This window comes from Chryseobacterium oranimense (assembly GCF_900129755.1).
GTDB lineage: Bacteria > Bacteroidota > Bacteroidia > Flavobacteriales > Weeksellaceae > Chryseobacterium > Chryseobacterium oranimense.
The window spans coordinates 1,202,127-1,227,216 of record NZ_FQWT01000001.1 but is presented as its reverse complement, the minus strand read 5'-3'; the positions used below and the strand labels follow the sequence as shown (position 1 = coordinate 1,227,216).

At 36.1% G+C, this 25,090-nt stretch carries 26 protein-coding genes; 18 read left to right on the top strand and 8 right to left on the bottom strand.

The features are described 5' to 3' along the window. The first annotated feature begins 1 nt into the window (after position 1). The 8 genes from BUB03_RS05675 to BUB03_RS05640 all read left to right on the top strand — a co-directional run bounded on the left by BUB03_RS05675 (position 2) and on the right by BUB03_RS05640 (position 7,718). On the top strand, positions 2-910 hold the full coding sequence (locus BUB03_RS05675) for an NAD-dependent epimerase/dehydratase family protein (RefSeq protein WP_073060947.1): 909 nt from the start codon (positions 2-4) through the stop codon (positions 908-910). Next, on the top strand, positions 900-2,102 hold the full coding sequence (locus BUB03_RS05670; protein ID WP_139258775.1) for a glycosyl hydrolase family 28-related protein: 1,203 nt from the start codon (positions 900-902) through the stop codon (positions 2,100-2,102). The genes BUB03_RS05675 and BUB03_RS05670 overlap by 11 nt, the downstream gene beginning before the upstream one ends. Before the next feature lie 39 nt (positions 2,103-2,141). Then, complete coding sequence (locus tag BUB03_RS05665) at positions 2,142-3,065, top strand: MraY family glycosyltransferase (RefSeq protein WP_228417773.1); 924 nt, start codon at positions 2,142-2,144, stop codon at positions 3,063-3,065. A gap of 12 nt (positions 3,066-3,077) precedes the next feature. Beyond that, positions 3,078-3,623, top strand: a complete 546-nt coding sequence (rfbC, locus tag BUB03_RS05660) for a dTDP-4-dehydrorhamnose 3,5-epimerase (protein WP_073060932.1) — start codon at positions 3,078-3,080, stop codon at positions 3,621-3,623. Positions 3,624-3,717: 94 nt separating this feature from the next. Further along, positions 3,718-5,019, top strand: a complete 1,302-nt coding sequence (gene rimO / locus BUB03_RS05655) for a 30S ribosomal protein S12 methylthiotransferase RimO (RefSeq protein ID WP_073060930.1) — start codon at positions 3,718-3,720, stop codon at positions 5,017-5,019. 366 nt (positions 5,020-5,385) lie between these two features. Continuing rightward, the gene (locus BUB03_RS05650; protein WP_139258773.1) at positions 5,386-6,006 is read left to right on the top strand and encodes a hypothetical protein; all 621 of its coding nucleotides are present in this window, start codon (positions 5,386-5,388) and stop codon (positions 6,004-6,006) included. A 43-nt stretch (positions 6,007-6,049) separates the two neighbouring features. Continuing rightward, the gene (locus BUB03_RS05645) at positions 6,050-6,778 is read left to right on the top strand and encodes a hypothetical protein (RefSeq protein WP_040997903.1); all 729 of its coding nucleotides are present in this window, start codon (positions 6,050-6,052) and stop codon (positions 6,776-6,778) included. Between the two features lie 568 nt (positions 6,779-7,346). Beyond that, positions 7,347-7,718, top strand: coding sequence for a septal ring lytic transglycosylase RlpA family protein (locus BUB03_RS05640; protein ID WP_040997902.1), 372 nt, complete (start codon positions 7,347-7,349; stop codon positions 7,716-7,718). Between the two features lie 61 nt (positions 7,719-7,779). On the opposite strand, the gene BUB03_RS05635 is transcribed toward BUB03_RS05640, so the two are convergent. The 4 genes from BUB03_RS05635 to BUB03_RS22010 form a co-directional block, all read right to left on the bottom strand. Beyond that, positions 7,780-8,544 carry an exodeoxyribonuclease III gene (locus tag BUB03_RS05635; RefSeq protein WP_073060927.1) on the bottom strand — a complete coding sequence of 255 codons (765 nt, stop codon included), beginning with the start codon at positions 8,542-8,544 and terminating at the stop codon, positions 7,780-7,782. A 139-nt stretch (positions 8,545-8,683) separates the two neighbouring features. Next, positions 8,684-8,833 carry a YciI family protein gene (locus BUB03_RS22230; RefSeq protein ID WP_317041468.1) on the bottom strand — a complete coding sequence of 50 codons (150 nt, stop codon included), beginning with the start codon at positions 8,831-8,833 and terminating at the stop codon, positions 8,684-8,686. A 122-nt stretch (positions 8,834-8,955) separates the two neighbouring features. After that, positions 8,956-10,500 carry a T9SS response regulator signal transducer PorX gene (gene porX, locus BUB03_RS05625; RefSeq protein ID WP_040997898.1) on the bottom strand — a complete coding sequence of 515 codons (1,545 nt, stop codon included), beginning with the start codon at positions 10,498-10,500 and terminating at the stop codon, positions 8,956-8,958. Between the two features lie 132 nt (positions 10,501-10,632). Further along, a complete protein-coding gene (locus BUB03_RS22010; RefSeq protein WP_073060924.1) occupies positions 10,633-12,276 on the bottom strand; it encodes a S41 family peptidase in 1,644 nt (547 codons plus the stop codon). Positions 12,277-12,492: 216 nt separating this feature from the next. Here BUB03_RS22010 and BUB03_RS05615 point away from each other — a divergent pair, with 216 nt between their 5' ends. From BUB03_RS05615 to BUB03_RS05575, 9 genes are all read left to right on the top strand, one after another. After that, the gene (locus BUB03_RS05615) at positions 12,493-13,719 is read left to right on the top strand and encodes an HD domain-containing protein (protein ID WP_073060921.1); all 1,227 of its coding nucleotides are present in this window, start codon (positions 12,493-12,495) and stop codon (positions 13,717-13,719) included. Positions 13,720-13,791: 72 nt separating this feature from the next. Further along, a complete protein-coding gene (gene lpxD, locus BUB03_RS05610) occupies positions 13,792-14,823 on the top strand; it encodes a UDP-3-O-(3-hydroxymyristoyl)glucosamine N-acyltransferase (protein WP_040997893.1) in 1,032 nt (343 codons plus the stop codon). Next, on the top strand, positions 14,816-16,213 hold the full coding sequence (locus BUB03_RS05605; protein WP_040997891.1) for a bifunctional UDP-3-O-[3-hydroxymyristoyl] N-acetylglucosamine deacetylase/3-hydroxyacyl-ACP dehydratase: 1,398 nt from the start codon (positions 14,816-14,818) through the stop codon (positions 16,211-16,213). Before lpxD ends, BUB03_RS05605 begins: the two co-directional genes overlap by 8 nt. Further along, complete coding sequence (gene lpxA, locus BUB03_RS05600; protein ID WP_040997889.1) at positions 16,214-17,008, top strand: acyl-ACP--UDP-N-acetylglucosamine O-acyltransferase; 795 nt, start codon at positions 16,214-16,216, stop codon at positions 17,006-17,008. Then, on the top strand, positions 17,008-17,679 hold the full coding sequence (locus BUB03_RS05595; protein WP_073060920.1) for a hypothetical protein: 672 nt from the start codon (positions 17,008-17,010) through the stop codon (positions 17,677-17,679). The genes lpxA and BUB03_RS05595 overlap by 1 nt, the downstream gene beginning before the upstream one ends. 17 nt (positions 17,680-17,696) lie before the next feature. After that, complete coding sequence (efp, locus tag BUB03_RS05590) at positions 17,697-18,260, top strand: elongation factor P (RefSeq protein ID WP_040997887.1); 564 nt, start codon at positions 17,697-17,699, stop codon at positions 18,258-18,260. Between the two features lie 70 nt (positions 18,261-18,330). Continuing rightward, the gene (locus tag BUB03_RS05585; protein ID WP_040997885.1) at positions 18,331-19,233 is read left to right on the top strand and encodes a UDP-3-O-(3-hydroxymyristoyl)glucosamine N-acyltransferase; all 903 of its coding nucleotides are present in this window, start codon (positions 18,331-18,333) and stop codon (positions 19,231-19,233) included. Between the two features lie 91 nt (positions 19,234-19,324). Further along, positions 19,325-20,197 carry a succinate--CoA ligase subunit alpha gene (sucD, locus tag BUB03_RS05580; RefSeq protein ID WP_040997883.1) on the top strand — a complete coding sequence of 291 codons (873 nt, stop codon included), beginning with the start codon at positions 19,325-19,327 and terminating at the stop codon, positions 20,195-20,197. 19 nt (positions 20,198-20,216) lie between these two features. Next, positions 20,217-20,885, top strand: coding sequence for a porin family protein (locus BUB03_RS05575; protein ID WP_040997881.1), 669 nt, complete (start codon positions 20,217-20,219; stop codon positions 20,883-20,885). Positions 20,886-20,999: 114 nt separating this feature from the next. On the opposite strand, the gene BUB03_RS05570 is transcribed toward BUB03_RS05575, so the two are convergent. The 3 genes from BUB03_RS05570 to BUB03_RS05560 all read right to left on the bottom strand — a co-directional run bounded on the left by BUB03_RS05570 (position 21,000) and on the right by BUB03_RS05560 (position 23,682). Then, positions 21,000-22,310 (bottom strand): ABC transporter permease, encoded by a 1,311-nt coding sequence (locus BUB03_RS05570; protein WP_073060919.1) that lies wholly within the window; start codon positions 22,308-22,310, stop codon positions 21,000-21,002. A gap of 5 nt (positions 22,311-22,315) precedes the next feature. Next, positions 22,316-23,227, bottom strand: coding sequence for an ABC transporter ATP-binding protein (locus BUB03_RS05565; RefSeq protein ID WP_073060918.1), 912 nt, complete (start codon positions 23,225-23,227; stop codon positions 22,316-22,318). Between the two features lie 104 nt (positions 23,228-23,331). Then, positions 23,332-23,682, bottom strand: a complete 351-nt coding sequence (locus BUB03_RS05560) for a T9SS type A sorting domain-containing protein (protein WP_040997875.1) — start codon at positions 23,680-23,682, stop codon at positions 23,332-23,334. 118 nt (positions 23,683-23,800) lie between these two features. On the opposite strand from BUB03_RS05560, the gene hemB reads away from it, so the two are divergent. Further along, a complete protein-coding gene (gene hemB, locus BUB03_RS05555) occupies positions 23,801-24,790 on the top strand; it encodes a porphobilinogen synthase (protein ID WP_048502343.1) in 990 nt (329 codons plus the stop codon). Between the two features lie 69 nt (positions 24,791-24,859). Here the strand turns inward: hemB and BUB03_RS05550 are convergent, their stop codons facing one another. Next, positions 24,860-25,048: a bacteriocin gene (locus BUB03_RS05550; RefSeq protein ID WP_073060917.1), complete on the bottom strand. Its 189-nt coding sequence runs from the start codon at positions 25,046-25,048 to the stop codon at positions 24,860-24,862. Positions 25,049-25,090 lie beyond the last annotated feature (42 nt).

The window sequence follows — 25,090 nt, the reverse complement described above, 5'->3', positions numbered from 1 at the left end:
AATGGAGAATATTTTGCTTTTTGGTGCTTCTGGGTTTTTAGGGTCACACTTGAAAAAATCATTGCCCCAAAATATTGTACCTGTAAACATCAGGAAAGAAAATTGGCAAGAAGAAATGCCATATGATGTTAGTGTTTTTATAAATTGTATAGGGAAAGCCCATGATCATTCGGGAATAGCTACTGAAAAAGATTTTTATCAAGCAAATTTTGAAGTAGTAAAATCACTTTTTAAAGAATTTATAAATAGTAAAGCTTTTTTATTCATTCATATAAGTTCAATTGCTGTAGTAGAAGAGAATGAAAGAGCTGGAATTATTAATGAACAATCAGAATGCTTTCCTGTTTCTCATTATGGCAAATCTAAAAAAGCTGCTGAAGATTATCTTTTAGCCCAACAGATACCAGAGGGCAAAAAGTTGATTATCTTAAGACCGGTAATGATTCATGGAGATGGAGATAAAGGAAATCTAAAGCTTCTTTATAAGATTATTTCAAAAGGGATCCCTTATCCCTTAGGTAGTTTTAATAATTTGAGATCATTTATTTCAGTAGATAATGTTGCTTATTTATTAAATGAAATAATAATTAGATGGGAAAATATTAATAGTGGAATATATAATATATGTGATGATTATCCAATATCTACCAAACAAATTATTGAGATAATAGCTCAGAGTCAAGGAAGAAAAGCTATTATTTTATATTTGCCTATTGTTTTAATTAATTTTTTTGCAAAAACAGGAGATTTACTTAAATTGCCTTTTAATACAAAAAGATTAAAAAAAATGACTTCAAATCTTATTATATCTAATGAAAAAATAAAACACTCTCTTGGTATAAAAGAATTGCCACTTTCTGCTTCAGACGGTCTTGAGAAAACAATTAAAAGCTTTAATAATGTTGAGTAGAATAATCATTTTATATTTTGTTTTATTAGCCCAACTAAGCCTTGCCCAATCTCTAAGCCTAGTTGATAAATATACAAAAGAAACTTTTGTCTATAATTCTGTTGATAAGTGGGAAGATGGTAAAAACATGACAGAGGCTAAGGTAGATGGAGTTATCTATATAAAGAAGGATAATAAGTATTATAGAAGATATTATGATAGAGCATTAAATGCAGGATGGTTTGGGGCTTTACCCAATGACGATATTGATGATTCTAACGCTATTCAGGAAGCGATAAACTATGCTGTTTCTACAAGCCAGAATTTAGTCTTTCCTTTTGGTAGGTATAATATTAGTAAGACTATTTTTATTCCTCAGCATTTTAGTTTCTCTATGAGAAATATGGTGATTGATTTCTCAAATTCTAAGCTTATTTTAAATAAAGATATTACACTTTTGCAAAGTGACAATTGGGGAACAAAATTGGATTCAAAGTTTACTACTGGTATGACAATAGAAAATTTTGAAATTATTAGTGAAATTGGAAACCTGAATAGTTATGCAATTAAAATTCAGGATTACCACCAAGGAACTAAATTACAAAATGTGAGCTCATTTTATTCAAAAAATCTATTGCATTCTGTTAATAATTACTATTTAGAACTATATAATATAAATTCTCTTTTGAATAGTAAACTTAGAGAAGGTAAAAGATTTAAATTTGAAGGATATCATGGATTAAATAAATTTACGAAATTGGTTGCTGGTAATTCAGATATTTGTTTTAGTTTCGAAAATGGGCTACTTGCAGCATTAAATCTGGAAACTTTATCTGTAGAAGGATGTAATACAGGTATATATTTTAATAGTGAATTAGCGGGAGTAACAATAAGAAGCAGTTACTTTGAAAATTTTAAGGTGGCACTTAATTTTGAAAATTATTCTAATGCGACTGTTTTAGAAGGTAATTATTTTAATTTTCTGAATGATGATAATGTGTATCTTTTGGAATATAAAGGCTTGCCGTTAAATAATATTAAGTTCGGTTTTGGCAATGCTTATATTGGTACAAAGTTTAAAAACTTTATTAAAAATAAAGACAATCTTTATGGTGAAGGAGTAATATTTGAGTTGCCAAAAGTTACAAATGACATTATGAATAATCTAAATCAAAATAAAGGAAAAAATAATAAAATAATTCAAGCAAATTAAATGCATTTTATATTACTAACTTTAATACTTTTCATAGCAATGATTTCTTATTTCAACTTAGCAGATAAGTATGATATCATTGATAAACCCAACCATAGAAGTGCACATACACAGGTTACTCTAAGAGGCGGAGGAATTATCTTTCCTATTGCATTTATTGTTTTTTGCTGCTTTAATATGCATATGATTGCTGAGCATTATTGGTCTTTCGGCCTGGGGCTTCTTGCAATCTGTACAATTAGTTTTATTGATGACGTAATAACTTTATCCAATAAAATCAGACTTTCTGTTCATTTCGTTTCCGTTATGCTTCTTCTGTATTTTACGGGTGCTTTTATTCTAATGCCATTTTGGGTCTGGCCGATTTTGTTTGTTTTAATAATTGGAACGCTTAATGCCTACAATTTTATGGATGGAATTAATGGTATGACAGGTCTATACAGCCTTGTTACCCTTTTATCTCTGGCTTATATCAATAAAGATATTGTTGAGTTTACAGATCTGGATTTTATTATTTATCCCGTTTTAGCCTGTCTTGTTTTTCTTTTTTTCAATTTCAGAAAAAGAGCGAAATGTTTTGCGGGAGATGTAGGCAGCATGGGAATCGGCTTTTGGGTAATTGGTCTTATTACCCTTCTTATTATGAGAACTGGAGAATACAAATACATCTTATTACTTTCAATTTACGGGATGGAAGTTGTTCTTACTATTATTGAGCGTATATTATTAAAAGAAAATATATTTGAAGCCCACAGAAGACATCTTTACCAGCTCTTTGCTAATGAGAAAAAAATTTCTCATCTAATCATAAGTTCTGTGTATGCAATTGTTCAGTTATTGATTAATATATTTTTGATTCATTCACAATTTCCTCTTTGGGCTATTATATTGATTATATTTATTCCCACGGGTGGAATGTATTTAGGATTAAAATGGAATTTAAAAAAAGAATATAATTTATAAAAACAACAAAAAATGAAAATAAAAGAAACACCATTAAAAGATTGTTATATTATTGAGCCAACTATATTCGAAGACGAAAGAGGATACTTCTTCGAAAAATTTAATGAAAAAAAATTTGAAGAATTGACTGGAATGAATGGACATTTTGTTCAGGATAATATTTCAAAATCTTCATATGGTGTACTTAGAGGACTTCATTTGCAGAAGGGAGAACATGCTCAGGCTAAACTGGTATCCTGTCTGGAAGGGAAAGTTTTTGATGTGGCAGTTGATCTTAGGAAAGATTCACCGACATTTGGTAAATGGTTCGGAGTTGAGCTTACGCCGGAGAATAAACTTCAGCTTTATGTTCCCCGTGGCTTTGGACATGGTTTTTCGGTTTTGAGTGAAACAGCAGTTTTTGCATATAAATGCGATAATTTTTATAACAAAGATTCTGAAGGCAGTGTAATCTGGAACGATCCGGATTTGAATATTGACTGGAAATTACCTCTTGACGTTGTTATCCTTTCTGAAAAAGATAAGGTATTGCCTAAATTCGCTGAACAAAATTTTTAAATAATATATTGAAAACCACTTTCCTAAAGTGGTTTTTATTTTTTGAGCCTACTCTTTTATTATTTTGTATCTTTGCACACTCAAAATCAAAACGATGCGCACAAAATCTGTAGGGAAGAAGAAAATCAATGTTGTTACTCTTGGATGTTCCAAGAACGTATACGATTCTGAAGTATTAATGAGCCAGCTGAAAGCCAATGGAAAAGAAGTGGTTCATGAAGACCGCGGAGATATTGTGGTCATCAATACTTGTGGGTTTATCGACAATGCTAAAGAAGAATCTATCAATACCATTCTTGATTATGTAGATGCAAAAAACAGAGGCGAGGTTGAAAAGGTGTTTGTTACAGGCTGTCTTTCTGAAAGATATAAACCGGATCTTATCAAAGAAATTCCAGATGTAGACCAATACTTCGGAACAAGAGATCTTCCGGTTCTTCTTAAACACCTTGGTGCAGACTATAAGCATGAACTGGTAGGAGAGAGATTAACTACTACTCCAAAACACTATGCATACCTTAAAATTTCAGAAGGCTGCGACCGTCCTTGTTCTTTTTGTGCTATTCCTTTAATGAGAGGCGGACATGTTTCCACCCCTATTGAAAAACTGGTTTTAGAAGCTCAAAAACTGGCAAAAAAAGGGACTAAAGAAATTATCCTTATTGCCCAGGATCTTACTTACTATGGTCTTGATCTTTATAAAAAGCGTGCTCTTGGAGAGCTTTTAAAAGAGCTGGTAAAAGTTGAAGGGATAGAGTGGATCCGTCTTCATTATGCTTTCCCAAGTGGTTTCCCTGAAGATGTTCTCGATATCATCCGTGAAGAACCTAAAGTTTGCAACTATATTGATATTCCTCTTCAGCACATCAATTCTGACCTGTTGAAATCCATGAAACGTGGAACCACTCATGAAAAAACCAATGCATTATTAGCAAAGTTTAGAGAAAAAGTTCCGGATATGGCGGTTAGAACCACTTTGATTGTTGGGTATCCGGGAGAAACTGAGGAAAGATTCCAGGAATTGAAAGACTGGGTAAGAGAACAAAAATTTGACAGATTGGGATGTTTTACCTATTCTCATGAAGAAAATACAGGAGCTTACGTGCTTGAAGATGATATACCGCAGGAGGTAAAAGAAGCACGAGTGGAGGAAATCATGGAACTTCAGTCACAAATTTCCTGGGAAAAGAATCAGGAGAAGATCGGAAAAGTATTCAGATGCATTTTCGACAGAAAAGAAGGAAATTATTTTGTTGGAAGAACAGAATATGATTCGCCTGATGTGGATAATACGGTTCTGGTTTCTGCAGAAGAAACATATATTTCTATAGGTGAATTTGCTAATGTTAAAATAACTTCGGCGGAGGAATTTGATTTATATGGAGAACTGATCTGATAATCCGCATTTTACATCCAATATCTAACCGATCATTTTTCCTAATATTACTAAAATTTAACAGTATTTTTTATCGATTGTTAATTTTTGATAGTGTTGATTTTCAATGTTTTATATTTTTGATTAATAAATGTCATTTATTTTTTTATATAAAATGAATAAATTTCAAAATTATATCTTAAATTTGCGCAATAAGCAATGTTTTAAAATCAAATGCTTCAATAAGTTGCCGTTCTGACAAGTTTAAATGTCTAACCTTGAAGATGAGCACAAGTTGGTATGCATTTTCCGTTTTGGAAATATTGATGGAAAATAGTGTAATTTAAATCTTAAAAACTTATGAAAAAATTTTTATTAACAGCGACGATGCTCGTTGGCCTTTCGGCAGTTTCCAAGGCTCAGACAACGGGTCGTGTAGGTATTAACACAACTACACCAGCCGCAACACTAGACGTAGTAGCTAATACTACTGACAATGCTAGACCTGATGCCTTACTAGTCCCTCGTTTGTCAAGAGCTCAGTTAGCAGCTAAAGATGCAGCATATACAACTGCTCAAAATGGCGCCCTTACATTTGTTAATACTCTGGATGGTTCTGCAGCTGGTAAAACAGTGAATGTAACTGCAACAGGATTCTATTACTATGACGCTCCAAACTCTGTTTGGGTTGCTGTAGGAGGAGGTGCTGCTGCCCCAACTCAGAAGTATGAAGCAATTAAAGGAACGGTAACAACTACCAGTGCAGGAGCTTATACTGTTGCTGCAAACGATTATTTAATAGTAACAACTGTTGCGGCCGGAGGTGCCACTCTTACTTTCCCTCCTTTAACAGCTGCTGATGCAGGACGTACAGTACTTGTATTTAATAATAACCCTTCACTTGCAGCAAATACAATTGTTGGTCCAATAGGACAGTTAGGTAATAATCAACTTAGAGGTAGAACATTAGTTTGGACAGGAACCAATTGGGTAAGTATTGGATTATAATATATAATAGAAACAATATTTAATTTTTAAATTTTATACAACGATGAAAAATATATTTAGCCTTTTACTATTAGCCGGACTTGGAACAGTCAGCTATGCCCAGGTTCTTACTAACCAACCAACAAATGCTACCATTACAAACTCTAACGTTTTACTAGACGGAAGTACAAACTTCAGTACTGAAGCTGGTGCTCAGCCATATGTTGGTAAAGGAGTTATTATTCCAAGTGTAGACTTGGTTAACTTCCAGTTTGATCTTACATTGGCGGATAGTGTTACTTTCCCAACTTACTTCGACGGTATGATTGTATATAATAATGCTACAGGAAATACCCTTACAACAGGTAACAGATCTTCAACATCAACAGCCGTAACACCAGGATATTATTTTTTCTATAATCCAAATGGTGCATCAAACGGTAATGTAACTTCAGGAGTTTGGAGACCACTAGGAGGAGGTAGTGCTAAATTTGATGTAACCTCTGCTGAAACAGCTACCAATACATTAGTAGCAAGCAAGCAGGTTTATGCTATCAAAGGAACATTTGCAGCTACAGGAAGCTCAACAGCAGTAAATATTCCTGCGCCGACAGGTATGACTGCTTTATATGGTATTACTATTTATAAAGCAGGTACAAACACTGTTTATGACAGAAGTTTATACTCTTATACAATTGCAACCACTGCAGGAAATGCAATTACAGGTTCTCCAAGTATGTCAGTAGTATATCCTGCTGGAACATATGACTATGTAATAGAATATTTGAAATAAGATTAATACTTATTAATATACTAAAACCAATGAGCAATCATTGGTTTTGTTTTTTTATATATACTTGCTTTTAGGTTAAGAACTTGCTTATTGGTATTTAATTTGATATTCATACTAATATAAGGAAGAAAATGAAGTAATTGATTAGAAATAATTAAAGTGTTATTTGGATGGTAAAGTCACTGTTAAAATAAATATGAGTGATTTACTTCATAACTTTAAATTGCTTCTATTAAAAGTATTTCATACCATTTGATATCTTAAATTATTTTAGTCTTCTAACTATTTAAATAGATAATATTATAATTTTGTAAAATTTATAAAGTATTGAATTACAACAATATAAGATAATTGAATTTTGGATTTTATTGACAAAAAGTTAAATATGTTAACTTTTAAGTGTTTTTTTTAACGTTTTTTAACAGTGGTATTTAAAACCCCTGATAATAGGCAGTTACAAGACTTATTAACATATTATTTACTTTTCGTTAACGGTTTTTAACATATGGAGTAGGGACTTTACAACATTCCTTATACTTTTGCTCCGTCAAAACCAATAAAATTCAAGATGATGAAAAGATTCATTCTCGTAATCATAATGATGATTTCAACCCTAGGTGTTTATTCTTTTACAGGTAACACCTTAGATGCGAAGAAAACAAGTTATGCATCGTACTACCACGATAAATTTAACGGTAGAAAAACAGCAAGCGGAGAAATCTTTAGTAATTCAAAGTTTACTGCTGCAAACAGAACGCTTCCGTTTGGAACTAATATTAGAGTTACCAATCTGAACAATGGAAAACAGGTGATAGTGAAGATTAATGATAGAGGACCTTTCCATGCATCAAGAGCATTAGATATTTCTAAAGCTGCGTTCGATGAAATCGGGGATACCAGTCGTGGTACCATTCCGGTTGAATATGAAATTGTCGACTAAATTTATGATTTAAATTTAAAAAGCCAGCTGATTCAGCTGGCTTTTACTTTTATATAGTCATTTAGACATTTAATTCCAATAAAGCAGGACAATGGTCTGAATGTACGGCTTCCTTTAATATAACGGCTCTTGAAAGCTTATCTTTTAAGGTATAGGTAGCAAAATTATAATCAAGTCTCCAGCCCTTGTTTTTAGCTCTGGAATTTTGCCTGTAGCTCCACCAGGTATAATTATCAGGTTCGCTATTGAAAAAACGGAAACTGTCGATCAGCTCGCATTCTTCAATGAAATTAGTCATCCATTCCCTTTCCATCGGTAGAAAGCCGGAAACGTTCTTTAAACGGACCGGATCATGAATATCAATTGCCTGATGACAAATATTAAAATCTCCCGAAATAACAAGGTTAGGGATCGTTTTTCTAAGCTCTTTTATATAAGCCAGGAAATCATGGCAGAACTGCATTTTGAATTCTAACCTATCGATATTGCTGGCAGAAGGAACATAAACCGAAATGACAGAGTATTCGTCAAAATCTGCACGGATGATTCTGCCTTCATTATCATAGCTTTCAATTCCACATCCGTATTCGATATGATTAGGTTTGATTTTTGACGCAATTCCGACACCGCTGTAGCCTTTTCTTACTGCAGAATGCCAATAGCTGTGATAACCGATTTTTTCGAGGCTTTCAATGTCTATCTGATCGTTACCGGCTTTACTTTCCTGAATACAGATAATATCCGGATCAGCAATCTTCAGCCAGCCCAGGAAATCCTTTGTAAAGGCAGCTCTGATTCCGTTAACGTTGTACGTGATTAACTTCATGGGTTTTTGATGAAAAATTTAAAGTGTTCGTTATATTTTGTGGGGAAAAACTCTGTAATATCATAATCTGCTACCTGATGAATATAAAAGGGGTCTTCTTTAATGATCTCTTCAACTTCATTTTTAGAATGGACATTTGCTAGTATGATTCCTCTGTTCTTGGTTCTTTTCTGCCGGAAGCAATGAAATTTCCGGAACGGTAATATTTTTCAAGAAAATCGTTGTGCTCCGGAATAAAACGTTCTACATTTTCCAGAGAGGTTTTATAGGTCAGTGAAATAATAAACATTGTTTTTTTGCTAAGATATGAACTCTTCAAGACTATTAAAAGGAGTTGAAAAAAAGAGGCGGCAAAAATCATTCGATTTTTGCCGCCTTAAACCCAAAATTTTAAATAAACTATGAAAAAAACTACTTGGGTTCTAAAATACTGATAGGAATAATACATTCTTCCAGTGAAATTCCTCCATGCTGGTAGGTCTCTTTATAGTAATTCACAAAGTGATTGTAATTCTTAGGATAAGCCAGGAAAATATTATTTTTTGCAAAAATGTATTTCGAGCTTAGGTTTCCTTTGGGCAGGAACAGCTTTTCAGGATTGGTAACAGCCCATACATCGCTGTCATCATAGGTTAAGCTCTTTCCGGTTTTATAACGGATGTTGGTGGAAGTTTCGCGGTCACCAACCACTTTGCTCGGTTTTTTAACATAAACTGTTCCGTGATCCGTGGTAATTACGAGCTTATAACCGTTTTCTGCTGCTGCTTTAATGATCTTCAGTAATGATGAATTCTCAAACCAGTTAAGCGTGAGAGATCTGAACGTTTTATCATCACGGATCAGCTGGTCTACAATATGATTATCTGTTTTGGCATGCGAAAGGATATCGATAAAGTTGTAAACAATAACCAAAAGGTCATTATTTTTATGCTGGTTGAAGTCATCATAGATTTTTCGTTCAAAATCAGCATTCAAAACTTTAAGGTATTTCATGGATTTAGATCCCAGGCCTATTCTTTTCATCTGGTCTTCCAGGAAATCACGCTCAAATTCATTTTTATTTCCCTCTTCATTATCATTGAACCATTTATCAGGAAAACGTTTCTCGATTTCAGACGGCATCAGTCCTGCAAAGAAAGAGTTTCTTGCATACTGCGTAGCGGTAGGAAGGATACTGTAATAGTAATCTTCTGAAATTTTATTGTAGTATTTTGTAAATAACGGCTCAATAACTTTCCATTGGTCAAAACGCAGATTATCTACCATAAGAAGAAGAACTTTTTCTTTCTCTACTTCCGGTTTTACCTTTTCTTTAAAAAGTGTGTGGCTCATTAGAGGCTTATCGGAGTCGGTAAGCCAGCCTTCGTAATTTTTTTCAATGAATTTGGCAAACTGAATATTTGCTTCCTCTTTCTGTGACTGCAGAAGATCGGAAAATTCATTATCCTCCACCTTATCAAATTTAATCTCCCAGCTTAATATCTTCTTATAATATTCCGCCCATTCCTGGTAAGTTCTGATATAGGAAAGCTCCATAGACAGGTTTCTGAATTCCTGCTGGTACTGGAGTATTGTTTTCTGCTCCACAAGATTATCCTCCTGTAGATTCTTCTTTAACGATAATAAAATCTGGTTAGGATTTACAGGTTTTAGAATGTAGTCCGCAATCTGTGATCCGATAGCTTCTTCCATAATATGTTCCTCCTCACTTTTTGTTACCATCACGATCTTTAAAGAGTTATCTTTCTCTTTGATCATGGGAATGGCTTCCAGCCCCGAAATACCGGGCATATTTTCATCAATAAGCGTTAATGCAAACTTCTCCGAATCCATTAGTTCCAGAGCTTCATTCACATTGTTAACAGGGGTTACCTGATAACCTTTTTTTTCTAAGAATACGATATGGGGTTTGAGTAAATCTATTTCATCATCTATCCATAATATCTTTTCCGACATAATTTATTTTTTTACATGGTTATTGCATCAAAATGTTGACCAATTCCTTTTAATTTCTCACAAATTAGAGAGGCTAAAAGTTAAATATTAGTTAAATGAAACCCTGTTCATTATTACTGATATTCAATTTCTTTAAAAACCGGTCTTTATATAGTCTAAAGCTCTTTCCAGAACTTCGTCTTTTTTGTTGTGTATACCCTTCACAGTGGGTTTTACAATAATATCCGGGATAATTCCGATCCTCTGCGTTTCCTTTCCGTCCGGATAATAGGCACCGAGCCCTGTAAAGCACGTATCCAGACCGGCAATTTTAAACCGGATAACATCTCCGTTGGCCCCTGAAGTATTGCTTCCGATTACTTTGGCTTTCGGATGCTGCTTAAACATCATCGTTGTTGTTTCTGCCTGGCTCTGTGTACTCTCGTCTACCAGTACGATAACATTTCCTTTATAGTAATCCGGATTCTTTCTGCCGATGCTGTTTTTTAAGCTATAAAATTTACTCAAATAATCCGTCTCGGGAAAATTAAATTGATAATAAATTGTTTTTTCAGGAAGAATCAGCCTGCTCAAAGGAAAAATGGTCTGTTTCGGGTAATTTCTGAGATCAAAAATGATGGATGCTGAAAATTTTAGGTCCTTATACATATCATCCACATCACTTTTTTCAAGAATCCCCATATTAACGTAGCCAATCTTTTTATCCGTATCTAAAAATTTCCACTTCTGCTGAATCGCCGGCTTTTCTCCTGTAATATCCGTAAGGAGATAGGTTTTTGCAGTCACAGCCAGATTTTGTCCGTCACGCTCTATTTTAAGGGAAATAGAATCATTATTGCTGAACAGGAAAAGGTTTTTCACTTTTGTGATCTTACCCCAGGAATTGGAAGCAGGAACATATCGGGCAAAATTGTTGACCAGCTGAGGAATTGTCCTTCCATTCACATCATAAATAATGTCACCGGTTTTCAAGGGTGTTTCTTCATTGAATTTATTTTTTCTGATCTTTGTTACAACCAGCTTTCCTTCCGCATAGAGATATTCTACCGGAACCTTTCTTCTTCCGTATTGGTTGGCATTGATCAGGGGCGAGTATAAAAAGGCATGAGAATCATCAGTTTTTGTGACCAGTTCCGCAAGGTTGAGATGATAGCTTTCATCATTATCAATGCTGAGGAATTTGGGAATCATTTCCGTTAATACATCATTCCAGTTCTCATCAGTAAGATATTTATACGGAAAGAAATATTCTACCAGATTCCAGTATCTGAAAAGTTCCAAAAGTCCAATTTTTTTTGAAATGAATTTTGAACCGTATGAATTTTCATTCCTGAAGAAAACCTTTTTTCCGCCTCTTCCGAAATAATGGCTGCTTCCTAAATTTCTGTTGTTCTGGATAAATAAGAGCTGTTCGGTGACTGTTTTACTGAATATTTGTTCATTACCCATCCAGCCAGGATCAAAGTTTCTCAGAAAATATACTTTTGCTTTATCTTCTTTCAGACATTTTTTACATTCTTCCACTTTTCCAAGACTGATGATCCATTGGGAATATAATTCGTTCAGCTGGCTTTTATCTTGAATGTTTTCAAGCTCCTCAATCTTTTGAAAAAGCTGCTGGTCCCAATCAAAATTACCTTTGGCCACATGAGGATGGTAATATTTCAAAAATCCCCACACCCTGCACAATGATTCAAGCTTTTGTACTTCTGATAGAGTCTGGGCGGAAAAAAGTAAACTGAAAAAAAGTAAAATAAAAAGAGAAACTTTTCTCATTTAAAATGAAGAGTTATTAATAGCTCAAAGATATATTTTTAAAACAGAATATGCAGAAAACATCTGTGCAAATCCTTACAATCTTTGTTTAAAAATAAAACATAGATTCATCAGAAAAATTTTATCTCTTTTAGCGGGCAGGCATTCTTTAACACCAATTTAATGACGCTTACAATTTAAAATCCCTAACTTTGTTTACTAAATATCGACGTTTCAATGCAGAATAAGCTAAAGATCATCAACGATCCCGTTCATGGTTTCATCAGGATCCCACATGAAATTTTATTTGACGTTATCGAACATCCTTACTTTCAAAGATTGCGGAGGATAGGGCAAACCGGTCTTCTGAATCTTATTTTCCCGGGAGCTACCCATACAAGGTTCCATCATGCACTGGGAGCGATGCACCTGATGTTTACGGCATTGGAAACCTTACGTCAGAAAGGAGTAAAAATTACAGAGGAAGAAGAAAAAGGAGCAATGCTTGCCATCCTGATGCACGATATTGGGCATGGGCCATTTTCCCATGCATTGGAAAATATGCTGATGGACGACTGGCACCATGAAAAGCTTTCCCTATTGCTGATGAATAAATTAAATGAGGAATTTGATGGACAGCTTTCCGTAGCTATTGAAATGTTTCAGGGAAAATACCACAGGAAATTTTTCAACCAGCTTATCTCTTCCCAGCTTGATGTAGACAGGCTTGATTACCTGAACAGAGACAGCTTTTTTACCGGTGTCTCGGAAGGGAATATCAATACACAGCGGATCATTTCCATGATGAATGTTTGCAGTGAAGGCGAATTGGTTATCGATGCCAAAGGAGTATATTCCATTGAAAATTTCCTGACCGCCAGAATGTTCATGTACTGGCAGGTGTATTATCATAAAACTTCGGCACTGGCAGAATTTCTTCTGGTTAAAATCCTGGAAAGAGCAAAATACCTGATTTCTGAAGGGATGGATCTGCCTGCGGGAGAAAACCTGAAATACTTCCTGAACCGTGGGAAAAGTTCAGCGACCGATGAAGATATTTACAGATTTACACAACTTGACGACAATGATATAATTCATGCGATGAAATCATGGCAGGATTCTGAAGACTTTATTCTTTCCTATTGGTGCAGATGTGTGATCCAGAGAAACCTCCCGAAAACGGTCATTTCAACCCATCCTTTTAAGCGAAAATTTATTGAGGAAAAAGTAAAAAAAACCAATGAATTTTTCGGAATCGATAATGGAAAAGAGCTTGTACATGAGATTAAAAGAAAATTGCTGCCCTATGATACCAAAAAGCAGCCTATTTATCTCCTTCAGAAAAATGGCAAAAAAATCAGGCTGGAAGAGTCGCAGGACCAGCTGTTATCCGGGCTTATGGTACACAAGACGGCAAGGTATATTCTTACCTTTCCAAGGGATATTTCCAAGATAATATCTTAAATAATCTTAAAATTCACGTTCCGAAAATCAAAAAATGTTTGCGAATTATAGAATTTCTTATCTTTGCAGAATATGGAATTTACAGCTTCGCAAATTGCAAGTTTTATTAACGGACAGATAATAGGCGACGAAAGCACGGTTATTACAGGGGTTTCACCAATTGAAAATGGTGAATCAGGACATCTTTCTTTTATAGCACAGGATCGATTTTCACATTTTTTAAATACCTCAAAATGCTCCGTAATTATTGTTTCGGAAAAACTTATAGATAAAGTTAATTATAATCCTACCTTAATTGTTGTAAAGGATGCTTACCTTTCTTTCCAGGTTTTAATGAATCTGTACCAGGAAATGCAGGGAAGAAAAGAGGGAATCGAAACCGGTTCTTCTATTCATGATACTGCTGTGATTGGTGAAAAGGTCTATATAGGGGCATTTACTTATGTTTCGGAAAAAGCCAAAATCGGGGAAGGCTCACAAATTTATCCGCATGTATACATCGGTAAAGGAGTTAAGATCGGTAAAAACTGTAAAATTGACAGTGGAGCCCGTATCTACGATTACTGTATTATAGGTGATAATTGCGTGATTCACTCTAATACGGTTGTAGGAGGAGATGGGTTCGGTTTTCAGCCTACTCCGGAAGGATTTAAGAAGATTCCTCAGCTAGGAAACGTAATTATTGAAGATGATGTGGAGATTGGCTCCAATTGCAGCATCGACAGAGCTACCATCGGTTCCACCGTTATCGGAAAAGGAACAAAGATTGATAATCTGATCCAGATTGCTCATAACGTGAAAATCGGACAGAACAACGTTATTGCAGCGCAGGCAGGAATTGCAGGATCTACTACAATAGGAGACTGGAACCAGATTGGCGGACAGGTAGGAGTGGTAGGCCACATTAAAATTGGTAATCAGGTGAAAATCCAGGCCCAGAGTGGTGTAAACTCCAGTGTTAATGACAAAGAAACATTGTACGGATCCCCGGCGATAAGCTATAATGACTATCTTAGAAACTATGTCCATTTCAGGAATTTTACTGAAATTGTAAAGAGAATAAATAATCTTGAGGATATCTCAAAAGATAAAACTAATGAGTGATATGCAAAAAACACTCCAGAAAGAAGTAACACTTTCCGGAATTGGCCTTCATACAGGTAAAGAAGTAAAACTTACCATCAAACCTGCCAAAGAAAATACAGGTTTTGTGTTCGTAAGAACAGATCTAGAGGGACACCCTCAGGTAGAAGCTGATGTTAATTATGTAGTAGCTACAGAAAGAGGAACAACACTTGAGAAATTAGGCGTAAAAATCACTACCTGTGAACACCTGTTGGCGGCGTTGGTAGGATGTGATATCGATAACGCCATCCTGGAAATGGATGCCTCTGAACCCCCGATTTTAGACGGATCTTCAAAGTTTTTTGTTGAAGCTATTGAAAGTGTGGGAATCGCAGAGCAGGGAGTCGCCAGAGAATACCTGGTCATAAAAGAAGTGCTGAGCTACACAGATCCGGCTTCAGGATCGGAAATTACAATTATTCCTTCAGATACTTACGAAGTAACAACCATGGTGGATTTTGGAACCAAAGTATTAGGTACACAGAATGCCACTCTTAAAAATATTTCAGAATTTAAAGACGAAATCTCCTCTGCCAGAACATTCAGCTTTCTGCATGAACTGGAAATGCTTCTTGATCATGGCTTGATCAGAGGTGGAGATATCTCTAACGCTATCGTTTATGTAGATAAGGACCTTACTCCGGATACTACCGAAAAACTGAAAAAAGCGTTTGGGAAAGACAATGTTTCGATCAGACCCAACGGTATTTTAGATAATCTTACATTAAATTATCCTAACGAAGCGGCAAGACACAAATTACTCGATGTGATTGGAGACCTTGCATTGGCTGGTGTAAAGATAAAAGGAAAAGTTATAGCCAATAAACCGGGTCACTTTGTAAATACCCAGTTTGCAAAAAAACTGAACCGTCAGTGGAAGCTTCAGAAAAAGAAAAATGTACCGGATTTCGACCTTACCAAAGAACCAGTTTTCGATATCAACGGAATTATGCGTCTTATGCCGCACAGACCTCCGTTCTTACTGATTGATAAAGTTCTCGAGCTTTCAGATTCCCATGTGGTAGGTTTGAAAAACGTAACGATGAATGAGCCTTTCTTCGTAGGCCACTTCCCAAAAGAGCCTGTAATGCCTGGAGTACTTCAGGTAGAAGCTTTGGCACAGACAGGAGGTATCCTGGTACTGGCTAGCGTTCCGGATCCTGAAAATTATTCTACCTATTTCATTAAAATTGATAAAGTAAAATTCAAAAGAAAAGTAGTTCCGGGAGATACTATGATTTTCAAAATTGAATTGATAGAGCCTATCAGAAGAGGTATTGTTCATATGCAGGGATACGGATATGTAGGGGATACTGTAGCAGTAGAAGCAGAGCTAATGGCTCAAGTTGCAAAAAATAAAGTTGATTAAATGATTCATCAATTAGCAGCCGTAGATAAACGTGCGAAAATCAGCAAAAATGTAATCGTAGAACCTTTTACTACAATTGCAGGGGACGTAGAGATCGGAGAAGGAACTTGGATTGGTCCTAACGTTACCATCATGGATGGAGCCAGAATAGGTAAGAACTGTAGAATTTTCCCCGGAACGGTAATTTCTGCGATCCCTCAGGATTTAAAATTTGATGGTGAAGATACTCAGGTAATTATTGGTGATGAAACTACAATCAGGGAGTGTGTTACCGTAAACAGGGGAACAAAAGCTCTGGGATTTACTAAAATTGGTAAAAACTGCCTGATCATGGCCACTTCCCACATTGCACACGACTGCGTTATCGGAGATCACGTGATCATTGTAAACGGCTGTGGTATTGCGGGACACGTAGAAATTGGTGATTATACCGTAATGGGAGGCCTCAGTGCTGTTCATCAGTTTGGTAAAATCGGAAAACATGTGATGATTTCAGGAGGGACCCTGGTAAGGAAAGATATTCCTCCGTATGTAAAAGTAGCAAGAGAACCAATGTCTTATGCGGGAATCAATTCAGTAGGATTAAGAAGGAGAGGATTCACCAACGAGAAAATTTTCGAGATCCAGAAAATCTACAGAACTATTTTCCAGATGAAAATGAACGTTTCCCAGGCTGTAGCTTATATTGAAAAAGAAATGCTTCCAACCGCTGAAAGAGATGAGATCCTTCAGTTTATCCAAAACTCACCGAGAGGTATTGTAAAAGGATACGGAACAGGTAAAGAAAGCAACTAATGAAAAAATTGTCTTTCCTTTTTGTACTGGCAATTTCCAATTTTTATCTGTCCCAGAACCAAAGAATAACAGGCATGGATTTCTATTACGGCTTCTCGGACTATAAAAAAGATAGCCTTGCCAAACCTAATGTTTATGCAGAAGTAAAAAGTCAGAATGAAGATTACATTAAAATGTCACCATTCAGATATACAGATACTGATCAAAAAGCAAAGAAGGAGAATAGAGCATGGCTGATGAAGTATCAGGATAACCTGTATTTTAGCATGACCTATGCAGCGTATATCTATTCTTTTGATACATTTGCAAAAGTTAAGGTAATTGGGAAGAAATATTTTTTGGTCTATCTGGATGAAGTAAAAGATAAAAAAGCAATTTCATACAATAATCCTTATGGAGGAGGTTTGCTGGGAGGTGCTTTAAATGCAGGCCTGACACCTAAGTTTGCGTGGAAGGATAAAAAAGGAAACTCTTATAAGGTTCTATTGATTGATATTGAAAAATCAAATAATACCTCTGATAAAAGAGATGTCAGCTTCGGATTGGTAGTGGATACAAAACTTATTGTTAAGCTTACAGATAATGATCCTGAAGTCATTTCAAAGCTAAAAACAAATCAGTATTACTTAGAGGATATAATTGATTTGGTAAATAAAGAGAATAATAAATAAAAAGATAACATAAATTAATGGCAACAAGTAACGATATCAGAAAGGGACTTTGCATTGAGTACAGTAACGATATTTTTAAAGTAATAGAGTTTCTTCACGTAAAACCTGGAAAAGGACCAGCTTTCGTAAGAACCAAATTAAAGTCTGTGACTAACGGGAAAGTAATTGATAATACCTTCTCTGCAGGACACAAAATAGACGAAGTAAAAGTAATCACCAGAAAGTTCCAGTATCTTTACGATGACGAGAATGGCTTCCACTTCATGAATAATGACGATTTCTCTCAGTTATATCTGAATAAAGAAATGATTGAAAATTCACAGTTCATGAAAGCAGGAGAAGAAGTAACGATCATTTTGAAAGAGGCTGACGAAACTCCACTTTCTGCTGAACTTCCTCAGTCTGTTTACCTGGAAGTAGTTGAGGCAGATCCGGGAGTAAAAGGAAATACGGCTACCAACGCTCTTAAAAATGCAATCGTTGAAACCGGGGCCAGAGTGATGGTTCCTCTATTCATCGAGCCGGGAGACAAAATTAAAGTAAGTACAGAAGACGGCAGCTACTTAGAAAGAGTAAAATAATAATAAAATTTACATCAATTCGGTTTGCACCAGCATACCGAATTTTGTTTTTATAAGAAAACCAGTTGTTATGAGATTCCACTCTCCACAAAAGCTCAAAACTATTGCCGATTTAATAGGCTCGGAATTCGTAGGTCCCGAAGACTTTGAAGTATTGGGAACCAACGAGATCCATATGGTAAAACCGGGAGACATCGTTTTCGTGAATCACCCGAAATATTATGATAAAGCCTTAAATTCTGCGGCTACAATTATTCTGATCGACAAAAAAGTAGAATGTCCGGAAGGGAAAGCACTTTTGGTTTCCGATGACCCTTTCAGAGATTTCAATAAAATCAATACCCACTTTACAAGAATATACAATTTCACTGAGGAACTTCACGATGTAGAAATCGGGGAGGGTACAAAAATCCATCGTACCGCTGTGATCGGAAATAATGTTGTCATCGGAAAAAATACTTTAATTTTTCCAAACGTTGTTATTGGAGACAGAACGGTGATTGGGGATAATGTTGTCATTCAGTCAAACACGGTTTTAGGAGGTGATGCGTTTTATTACAGAAAGCTGAATGGGAATTTTGACCGTCTTATTTCGGTTGGGAATGTGGTCATCGAAAACAATGTAGAAATTGGAAATGGCTGTACGATCGACAGAGGCGTTACGGATTCTACGGTAATCGGGGAAGGTTCTGTTTTGGATAACCAGATTCAGATCGGGCACGACACTGTCATAGGAAAGAAATGTCTGATCGCATCACAGGTGGGAATTGCAGGCTGCTGTGTCATAGGAGATGAGGTTACCCTCTGGGGGCAGGTAGGCATCGCTTCCGGCAACAAAATTGAAGCCGGATCTGTTATTCTTGGTAAAACAGGAGTGAACAGAGACCTTAAAAAAGGAACCTACATTGGAATGTTCGCAGAAGATTTCAAAGGCTATTTGAAAAAAGAAGTAAAGCTGAGAAATCTCAAATAAACTATTCACTTGGTTTTGTCCAAAATCAAAGAAAAATAAGTAAATTTGTGAGCATTAATAAAATATTTAAATAAATTAAAACATCAATAAAATGTCAATTTTAGTAAACAAAGATTCTAAAGTAATTGTACAAGGATTTACAGGGAACGAAGGTACTTTCCACGCGGGCCAGATGATTGAATACGGAACCAACGTAGTAGGAGGGGTTACTCCGGGAAAAGGAGGATCTGAGCACTTAGGAAAGCCTGTATTTAATACAGTGGCTGATGCTGTTCAAAAAGCTGGAGCTAACGTAAGTATCATTTTCGTACCACCTGCATTCGCTGCTGACGCGATTATGGAAGCTGCTGAAGCTGGTATCAAAGTTATCGTATGTATTACTGAAGGTATTCCTGTAGCGGATATGGTAAAAGTAAAATCTTACATCGCCGACAGAGACTGCAGATTGATCGGTCCTAACTGTCCGGGAATCATTACTTCTGAAGAAGCTAAAATTGGTATTATGCCAGGTTTCGTTTTCAAAAAAGGTAAAGTAGGTATCGTTTCAAAATCAGGTACCCTTACTTACGAAGCTGCTGATCAGGTTGTAAAAGCAGGTTACGGTGTTTCTACAGCAATTGGTATTGGTGGTGACCCAATCATTGGAACAACAACAAGAGAAGCGTTGGAATTATTCATCAACGACCCTGAAACTGAAGCAGTAGTAATGATCGGTGAAATTGGTGGTGGATTAGAGGCTGAAGCTGCAAGATGGTACAAAGCAAGCGGATCTACTAAGCCGGTTGTAGGATTTATTGCCGGACAAACTGCTCCTAAAGGAAGAACTATGGGACACGCCGGTGCTATTGTAGGAGGTGATGAAGATACAGCTCAGGCAAAAATGCAGATCATGAGAGACAACGGAATCAACGTTGTAGATTCTCCTGCAGATATTGGTGCTACTGTTGCAAAAATTCTAGGATAACAAATACAAAACAAAACATATGAAAAAACTTTTATTAACCTCAGCATTAGCCCTTTCAACCCTGTCTTTTGCCCAGATCGACTTTGCAAATACAAGATTTGGTGTCACGGCAGGAGGTAACTATTCCAGAGTAAGAAATGCCCATAACCCTTCCGGTCCCAGATATGCATTTCAGGGCGGAGTTTTGGCGCTGATCCCGATCGGAAAAGCAAACCAGTTCTTTTTACAGCCTGAAGTCGTATATTACGGTGCAGGTGAAACCGGAAAAGACAAAGATGCCAAAGGAAAAGATGGTTATGATGCAGTATATGGGAACAATTATCTGAGCGTTCCGGTTTATTTTAAAGCATATTTTTCTGAAGCACAATCAGAATTCTTTGGAATGATCGGTCCAAGATTTAACTTTCTGATGAGTCAGAATGTTAAAAATGCTCCGATAGGGAGACCATATTATGACCCGGATGTTACCGATCCTTTATATCCGTCCGTAAGTGGAAAAGCTTCAAGCTTTAACTTTGCTTTAGGATTAGGAGTAGGATACAGCTATAAAAGACAGCTGGAACTGGCTCTTAAATATGACCTTGGTCTTTCAGATACTTATCCTGATCTTGCAAAAGAAAAAGGAGGAACTGATAAGAAAAAGTCTGAGCAGGTAGTCAGCCTGAGCTTAAGCTATATCTTTAAATAGAATAATAAGTTATTCAATGATAAAAAAATCCCGGAAATTAAAATTTCCGGGATTTTTTGTTTTATACAGTAGTTTTTGTTGGCTCATTTATCGAAGACAAAAGAACAACGAAAACTACCCTTTAATCCACTTCCAGATCTCCTTCAAAGTAGCCTTATTTCCGTACATTAAAATCCCTACTCGGTAAATCTTACCTGCTAAGAATATCATGAAAATAGTAGTTCCCAGTAATAATGCAATAGACAGGGCAATCTGCCATGCCGGAACACCAAAAGGTATTCTTGCAATCATCGCAACTGGTGAAGTAAACGGGATAATAGACAGCCAGAAGCCCAATGGACCGTCAGGATTGTTCATTAAAGAAAAACTCCCGTACATCCCTACGGTAAGCGGTAAAATAGCAAATAAAGTGAACTGCTGGGTCTCTGTCTCATTATCTACTGCAGAACCAATGGCTGCATAAATAGAACTGTAAAAGATATATCCCAAAAGAAAAAATATAATGAATACAAAGATGATCAGAGGGAAATTCAGTTCCAGCAGGCTGTGTGAAACCTGAGTAGCAATCTGTGTAATATCCAGCTTATTGGCCAGTTCCTCATTTCCTCCCGGAATATTTTTCTGGAAAGATGAAAATCCGGTATTCAAGACTAATGCTCCTATAACAGACATTGAGATCCAGATCAGAAATTGGGTCAGGGCCACCAGGGTTACCCCCAATATTTTACCCATCATCAGTTCAAAAGGCTTGACTGATGAAATAATGATTTCCACCACACGGTTGTTCTTCTCTTCAAGAACACTTCTCATTACCCTTACTCCATAAATAATGATGAACATGAACGTCACATACATTAAAAGGATGCTCAAACCGCTTTTTACACCGAAGGCAAGGTCAGAATCTTCCTTGCTGTTATCAGAAACATTAATCGTTTTTAACGTAAAGCCTTTATCAAGACTGTTGAGTTGAGTTTCTTCAATACCAAGTTGCTTGATCTTTTCCTTTTTGATCACATCTGTAATGTCAGAAACGATCTTCTGTTTGGTATCAAAGCCCATTTTGGCGTTTATAATAAGCCTTGTGCTGTTTTCAAGCTCATTGTAATTCTGATTTTTCAGTTCGGGAAGGATCAGAATGCCGTCCATTGACTCATTGTCTTTAAGATTATTGATCTTTGCTTTTTCATCAGCGGCTGAAACAAACACATACTCAAGTTTGTCATTGGATTTCAGCTGATTCCTGAAAAGTCCGCTTTTATCCACAACCTCAATGATGCTGTGGGATTCGTTTGCTTTAAACATCAGTCCGATTACCGCTCCAAATCCAACCACTAAAAGAGGAGCAAGTAATGTTAATATAATGAAGGATTTTTTCTTAACCTGTGTAAGAAATTCCCTTTTTGTAATTAAAAAAATATTATTCATAAAAATTAAGAATGATTGCTTACAGCATTAATAAACACTTCGTTCATACTCGGTATCTTCTCATCAAATGATCTTACTTTTCCTACATGTATAAGGTCCAGGAGAATATCATTCTGTCCGCTTTCATTTTTAAGATCAAAAGAAATCAGGTTGTTTTCATTAGAGAAATTAAAAATATCATAGCTGGTTTTAAAATTCTCAAATTTAGCCTCATCCACCTCGGAAAGAGTAACCCCGAAAATATTTTTCTTAAATTTTTCCCTCACGTCAAAAACCCTTCCGTCGATGATTTTTTTAGAGTTGTTGATCAAGGCTACATAATCGCACATTTCCTCAACGCTTTCCATTCTGTGCGTTGAAAGGATAATCGTAGTTCCGTTATTTTTAAGATCAATAATCTGATCTTTAATTAAATTGGCATTTACCGGATCAAAACCTGAAAAAGGCTCATCAAGAATAAGAAGGTGCGGACGGTGCAGAACAGTAACTACAAACTGAATCTTCTGGGCCATCCCTTTCGAGAGTTCGGAAAGTTTCTTTTTCCACCACTGGTCGATGTGAAGTTTTTCAAACCATTTCTTAGCTTCATTTAAAGCATCGTTTTTACTCATTCCTTTCAGCTCCCCAAAATAAAGGATCTGATCACCCACACTCATATTTTTATAAAGTCCCCTTTCTTCCGGCATATAACCAATGTCCCGGATATGGCTGGGGTTAAGCTTGTTTCCATTGATGAAGACGTCTCCGGAATCGGCTTGGGTAATTTGGTTGATGATACGGATAAAGGATGTTTTCCCGGCTCCGTTCGGGCCTAGAAGACCATAAATACTGCCTTGAGGAACATGGATGCTGAAATCATCCAATGCTATTTTCTTTCCGGAGCTATAGGTCTTTCTGATATGTTCAGCTTTAAGCATTAAATTGTTTTTACAATGAGTCTAAAAAAGTTCTGAAAGTTACGGAATTATTAAGGCAGAACAGTGATAAAAGAAAAAATCCTGATGATTATCAGGATTTAATTTTATTGTTTTACAATTTGAGTAACCTTTTGGGTATTATCGCTTAAAATATAGCGAATCAGATATTTTCCGGGTTTCAGTTTTTCAATATTGATTTCACCGGAGTTCATATTGACAGAATAATTAGCTACCTGTGTTCCTAATATTGAATAAAAGGTTACACTTTTGATCTTTAAAGCAGAATCTTTCGCTTTGATCAGAAGGAAATCTTTTGCTGGATTTGGGTAAGCTACCAATACCCCGTCATCAGACTTCTGTGAAGGAGATCCCGGCTCTCTTAGCTGTGCTTGCATATTGTTGGAAAATCCAACGAAAGCGCCGATAAAGATAAATAAAAGTAAAAGTTTTTTCATCAAATTATAATTTCTCGAATGTATTAAAACAAAAATAAACAATTCTACAATTCTATACAATAGTTTTTTATATAAGTTGTAGTAAATTTGTGGAAACTTATTCAAAAAGTATTCCAAAATGATACATTCAAGAAATAGAAGGCTTAGAGTTAATGAATCTATCAGAAGTTTAGTAAGAGAAAATATCCTTACGACTGATGATTTTGTAATGCCTATCTTCGTAATGGAGGGCGAAAACCAGCAGGAAGCGATCCCGTCGATGCCGGGAATTTTCAGGCGGAGCATAGATCTGACGGTGAAAGAATGTAAGGAGCTTTTTTCCTTGGGTGTAAAATCAGTCAACCTGTACATGAAAGTGTCAGAACATTTGAAAGACAATACCGGAAAAGAAGCCTGGAACAAAGACGGTTTAATGCAGCAGACGATCAAAGCGATTAAAGATGCAGTTCCGGAAATGATTGTGATGCCTGATGTAGCTTTGGATCCTTATTCTATCTACGGACACGACGGAATCATCGAAAACGGAAAGATTGTAAATGATGCTACCAATGATGCACTGGCAAGAATGTCCGTATCCCATGCTGAAGCCGGGGCTGACATTGTGGCACCAAGCGATATGATGGATGGAAGAGTTCTTACCATTCGTGAAGCTTTGGAAGAAAGCGGATTTACCGATGTTGGAATTTTGAGCTATTCCGCAAAATACGCAAGTTCGTTCTACGGACCTTTCAGAAGTGCTCTGGACAGCGCACCAAAGGATAATATGGAGATTCCGAAAGATAAAAAAACCTATCAGATGGACTTCCACAATTCCCGTGAAGCTATGAATGAAGTATTTAAAGATATTGACGAAGGGGCAGATATTATTATGATCAAACCGGGACTTCCTTACCTTGATATTGTTTCCAAAGTTCGTGAAGCCATTGATCTTCCCATAGCGGTTTATAACGTAAGCGGAGAATATGCGATGGTAAAGGCAGCAGCACAGAACGGCTGGCTGGATAATGACAAAACAATCATTGAAAGCCTTACCTGCTTCAAAAGAGCCGGAGCAGATATGATCTTTACTTATTTTGCAAAAGAAGCAGCAATGATTCTTAACAAATAATCACTAAACAAATGATCTGCGCCTAAAATGAAATTTTAGGCGCAGTTTCTATATCATAAAGAAATATTATTAGTTGTGACCGAAGCAGGCGAAATAATCGCGATCTCCCGGTTGAATAGGATTTTCACCCCCATTATCATTTACGCATACATTGGTGGGACACAAATACCATCCTGCAGGACAATTACCATTGGCATCAGGAAATCTGATACTTCCACCGTTAATGTTCTTCAGTTCTTTTTTTGTTAACTTTTTCATGACAAATATTTATAGGTTAGTGAAACTAAAATAGTGAAAATT

Bases quoted from the DNA above. Each gene is read 5' to 3' on its own strand.
- lpxD (WP_040997893.1), top strand. From the start codon at position 13,792: ATGGAATTTACAGCTTCGCAAATTGCAAGTTTTATTAACGGACAGATA.
- rfbC (WP_073060932.1), top strand. From the start codon at position 3,078: ATGAAAATAAAAGAAACACCATTAAAAGATTGTTATATTATTGAGCCA.
- BUB03_RS05675 (WP_073060947.1), top strand. From the start codon at position 2: ATGGAGAATATTTTGCTTTTTGGTGCTTCTGGGTTTTTAGGGTCACAC.
- BUB03_RS05670 (WP_139258775.1), top strand. From the start codon at position 900: ATGTTGAGTAGAATAATCATTTTATATTTTGTTTTATTAGCCCAACTA.
- BUB03_RS05615 (WP_073060921.1), top strand. From the start codon at position 12,493: ATGCAGAATAAGCTAAAGATCATCAACGATCCCGTTCATGGTTTCATC.
- rimO (WP_073060930.1), top strand. From the start codon at position 3,718: ATGCGCACAAAATCTGTAGGGAAGAAGAAAATCAATGTTGTTACTCTT.
- BUB03_RS05635 (WP_073060927.1), bottom strand. From the start codon at position 8,544: ATGAAGTTAATCACGTACAACGTTAACGGAATCAGAGCTGCCTTTACA.
- BUB03_RS05570 (WP_073060919.1), bottom strand. From the start codon at position 22,310: ATGAATAATATTTTTTTAATTACAAAAAGGGAATTTCTTACACAGGTT.
- lpxA (WP_040997889.1), top strand. From the start codon at position 16,214: ATGATTCATCAATTAGCAGCCGTAGATAAACGTGCGAAAATCAGCAAA.
- BUB03_RS05585 (WP_040997885.1), top strand. From the start codon at position 18,331: ATGAGATTCCACTCTCCACAAAAGCTCAAAACTATTGCCGATTTAATA.
- BUB03_RS05595 (WP_073060920.1), top strand. From the start codon at position 17,008: ATGAAAAAATTGTCTTTCCTTTTTGTACTGGCAATTTCCAATTTTTAT.
- efp (WP_040997887.1), top strand. From the start codon at position 17,697: ATGGCAACAAGTAACGATATCAGAAAGGGACTTTGCATTGAGTACAGT.
- BUB03_RS05560 (WP_040997875.1), bottom strand. From the start codon at position 23,682: ATGAAAAAACTTTTACTTTTATTTATCTTTATCGGCGCTTTCGTTGGA.
- BUB03_RS05645 (WP_040997903.1), top strand. From the start codon at position 6,050: ATGAAAAATATATTTAGCCTTTTACTATTAGCCGGACTTGGAACAGTC.
- BUB03_RS05640 (WP_040997902.1), top strand. From the start codon at position 7,347: ATGATGAAAAGATTCATTCTCGTAATCATAATGATGATTTCAACCCTA.
- hemB (WP_048502343.1), top strand. From the start codon at position 23,801: ATGATACATTCAAGAAATAGAAGGCTTAGAGTTAATGAATCTATCAGA.
- sucD (WP_040997883.1), top strand. From the start codon at position 19,325: ATGTCAATTTTAGTAAACAAAGATTCTAAAGTAATTGTACAAGGATTT.
- BUB03_RS05575 (WP_040997881.1), top strand. From the start codon at position 20,217: ATGAAAAAACTTTTATTAACCTCAGCATTAGCCCTTTCAACCCTGTCT.
- BUB03_RS22010 (WP_073060924.1), bottom strand. From the start codon at position 12,276: ATGAGAAAAGTTTCTCTTTTTATTTTACTTTTTTTCAGTTTACTTTTT.
- BUB03_RS05665 (WP_228417773.1), top strand. From the start codon at position 2,142: ATGATTTCTTATTTCAACTTAGCAGATAAGTATGATATCATTGATAAA.
- BUB03_RS22230 (WP_317041468.1), bottom strand. From the start codon at position 8,833: ATGTTTATTATTTCACTGACCTATAAAACCTCTCTGGAAAATGTAGAA.
- porX (WP_040997898.1), bottom strand. From the start codon at position 10,500: ATGTCGGAAAAGATATTATGGATAGATGATGAAATAGATTTACTCAAA.
- BUB03_RS05650 (WP_139258773.1), top strand. From the start codon at position 5,386: ATGCTCGTTGGCCTTTCGGCAGTTTCCAAGGCTCAGACAACGGGTCGT.
- BUB03_RS05605 (WP_040997891.1), top strand. From the start codon at position 14,816: ATGAGTGATATGCAAAAAACACTCCAGAAAGAAGTAACACTTTCCGGA.
- BUB03_RS05550 (WP_073060917.1), bottom strand. From the start codon at position 25,048: ATGAAAAAGTTAACAAAAAAAGAACTGAAGAACATTAACGGTGGAAGT.
- BUB03_RS05565 (WP_073060918.1), bottom strand. From the start codon at position 23,227: ATGCTTAAAGCTGAACATATCAGAAAGACCTATAGCTCCGGAAAGAAA.